The sequence below is a fragment of the Candidatus Benthicola sp. genome (genome assembly GCF_058719085.1).
The window spans coordinates 1-3088 of sequence record NZ_JBZQEK010000004.1 but is presented as its reverse complement, the minus strand read 5'-3'; the positions used below and the strand labels follow the sequence as shown (position 1 = coordinate 3088).

The following is a 3088-nucleotide window of genomic DNA, read 5'->3' as shown; positions in this document are numbered from 1 at the left end:
GGTCACGCCGTAGTCGGCCAGCGTCCGGAGCAAGGCCTCCTCGAGGTCGCGCAGGTAGCGGTGGGCGTCGCGACGCTCGTGCTCGAGCGCGAGGATCGGGTAGCCGACGAGCTGACCCGGGCCATGGTAGGTGACATCACCGCCCCGCTCCACCTCCGCGGTTTCGATCCCCGCGCCGGCCAGGAGCTCCGGTGACACGAGGTTCGTCCGCCGCGCCCCCCTTCCGAGCGTCACGACCGGCTCGTGCTCGAGCAGGAGAACGAAGTCCTCCTCGATGTCACCGTCGATCTTCGCGCGGGCCAGCTCCCGCTGCCACGCGAGTCCGGCCGCGTACGGCACCGTGCCCTCGACCGGAACCACGTGAAGGGTGTTCATGATCCTGCTCCCGATCGCGGCCCCCTCGTCTCCCGGAGCGAGCCTCCGCCCGGGCCCCAAGCACCGCCCTGACGCGGCCCGTCCCCTGGAGCGAGTCTCCGCAGGCCATCGAGCCACCGTCGCGGCCCCCTCGTTTCCCGGAGCGAGCCTCCGCCCGGCCCCGAGCACTGCCCTGACGCGGCCCCCTCGTCTCCCGGAGCGAGCCTCCGCCCGGCCCCGAGCACCGCCCTGACGCGGCCCCCTCGTCTCCCGGAGCGAGCCTCCGCAGCGTCTTCGATGTCCGATTCGGACCACTCCCGGTACGCGAGGACTCGCTCGCGAAGGGAGGCGAGGAGCCGCCGTCAGATGTGGATCGCCCGGTCCATCGCGGCGAGCGCCGCTTCCATCACCGCTTCGGACATGCTCGGGTGCGCGTGTGCGTGCGCGGCGATCTCCTCCACGGTGGACTCCAGGGCGCGGGCCATCCCGGCCTCGGCGATCAGCTCGCTCACGTTGTAGCCGATCATGTGCACCCCGAGGATTTCCCCATACCGGGCATCCGCGATGATCTTGACGAAACCCTCGTTGTGCCCGGCGGTCAGCGCTCGGCCGTGCGAAGTGAGGGGGTACTTCCCGATCTTGAGCTCGTAGCCCGCCTCCGTGGCCTCTTCCTCGGTCATGCCGATGCTCGCCACCTCCGGGTGGCAGTAGCCGACGCTCGGAATGTTGTCATAGCGCATCGGGTGCTCCGCCACGCCGGCGATCTTCTCGGCCGCCACGATGCCCTCGTGCGATCCCTTGTGCGCCAGCATGGGCTGCCCGGCCACGTCGCCGATCGCGTAGACTCCGGGGACGCTCGTCTCGCACCACTCGTTGATCCGGACCCAGGAACCGTCCATCTCGATCCCCAGCTCCTCGAGCCCGAGGCCATCGGTGACCGGCTTTCGGCCCACCGCCATGAGGAGCATGTCGGTTTCGATCGTCTCCTCGCCCTTCCCGGACTCCACCGTGAGGACCATGGGATCCGACTCGCGGTCCAGCGAGACGACCTTCGTTCCGGTCCGGATCGTCATGCCCCGCTTCTTGAACGAGCGAGCCAGCGTCTTTCCGACCTCCGGGTCGGACACCGGAACGAGGGTATCGAGCATTTCGACCACCGTCACGTCGACTCCGAATGCGTTGAACACATCGGCGAATTCGACGCCCACGTACCCTCCTCCGACCACCACCAGCCGGCCCGGGAGCTGGCGAAGAGCCAGCGCCTCGCGGCTCCCGATCACCTTGCTTCCATCGATTTCGAAGCCCGGGAAGGACATCATGGTGGCACCGGTGGCGATCACCACGTTCGACGCCTCCACCGTGAAGGGGTCTCCGTCCTCCGGCGTGACTTCGACGGAGCCCGCCCCCGTGAGCCGTCCCCGCCCCTCGAACAGCTCCACGTCGTTCTTCTTGAACAGGAAGCGGATCCCACCGGTGAGCTTCTCGCTGATGAAACGGCTCCGATCCACGGCAGCGCTCATGTCGTACGTCACCTGCTCCGCCTTCACGCCCATCTCTTCGCCGTGCGACTTCAGGTTCTCGGCCAGCGCCGCGCTCTCGAGGAGCGCCTTCGCCGGGATGCACCCCCAGTTCAGACAGGTGCCTCCCAGGCCACCTTCGTAGGTGGAGGCCTCCACGCACCCGGTCTTCAGACCGAGCTGCGCCGCCCGAATGGCGCACACGTATCCTGCCGGTCCGGCCCCGATCACCAGTACATCCAGCTTGTCAGCCATCGATTCGCCTCGTCAGTCTCGCGCAACCGCCCGTCCGGGCGGCATGGTATTCGAATCCAGTGCTACAGGACGAGTTCCAGCGGGTTCTCCAGCATCGCCTTCCACGTCTGGAGGAAGCGCGCCCCGGTGGCCCCGTCGATCACCCTGTGGTCACACGACATGGTGACGCGCATGCGCTGGCGGATCACCATTTCGCCGTCTTCCACCACGACCTTCTCCCTGGTGCTCCCCACGGCGAGGATACCGGCCTCGGGAGGATTGATGATCGCGGTGAACTGGTCGATGTCGAACATTCCGAGGTTGCTCACCGAGAAGGTGGCTCCCTGGTACTCCTCCGGCTCCAGGCGCTTCTCCCGCGCCCTGCCGATCAGCTCGGCGGCCTCCTCGGAGATACGGAGCAGCCCCTTCCGGTCCGCCTGCCGCACGATGGGCGTGATGAGCCCGTCCTCGATCGCCACCGCAACGCCGATGTCCGCGGACCCGTGCCGGCGGATCGTGTCGCCTTCCCACGAGGCGTTGATCTCCGGGTGCCGGACCAGGGCCTCCGCCGTCACCTTGATGAGGATGTCGTTCACCCCGATCTTCGCGCCCTCGAGACGGACGTTCATCGACTTCCGGAGCTCGAGCACCCGCCCCATGTCCACTTCCGTGGTGAGGAAGAAGTGCGGCACCGGACCGATCGAGGTGACCAGTCTGCGGGCGATGGCCTTCCGCATCTGGGAAGGCTCGAGGGTCCTATCCTCCAGCCGCAGCGGCCCGGGAGCCGCCGCGCGCACGCCAGCCTCACCGTCCACGCGCCCGGGCTTCCTCGCCGTCCCGGCCGCGATGGCGGCCTCGACGTCCCGCTTCACCACCCGTCCACCCGGCCCTGACCCCGCGATGTCCGCCACCCTCAGGCCTGCTTCCTCGGCCATCCGGCGGGCGAGCGGCGAGGCCTTCACGGCGCCGGTGACGGAGGACTC

3 protein-coding genes are annotated in these 3088 nt (G+C 68.5%); all 3 read right to left on the bottom strand.

All coding sequences use genetic code 11. The features are described 5' to 3' along the window. On the bottom strand, positions 1–375 hold a 375-nt coding region (locus AC36XV_RS00310; RefSeq protein ID WP_492201683.1), incomplete at its 3' end, for a lipoyl(octanoyl) transferase LipB. Positions 376–716: 341 nt separating this feature from the next. Next, positions 717–2126: a dihydrolipoyl dehydrogenase gene (gene lpdA, locus AC36XV_RS00305; RefSeq protein WP_492201682.1), complete on the bottom strand. Its 1410-nt coding sequence runs from the start codon at positions 2124–2126 to the stop codon at positions 717–719. Positions 2127–2188: 62 nt separating this feature from the next. Further along, positions 2189–3088: dihydrolipoamide acetyltransferase family protein (locus AC36XV_RS00300; RefSeq protein WP_492201681.1), on the bottom strand; the 900-nt coding region annotated here is incomplete at its 5' end.

Bases quoted from the DNA above. Each gene is read 5' to 3' on its own strand.
- lpdA (WP_492201682.1), bottom strand. From the start codon at position 2,126: ATGGCTGACAAGCTGGATGTACTGGTGATCGGGGCCGGACCGGCAGGA.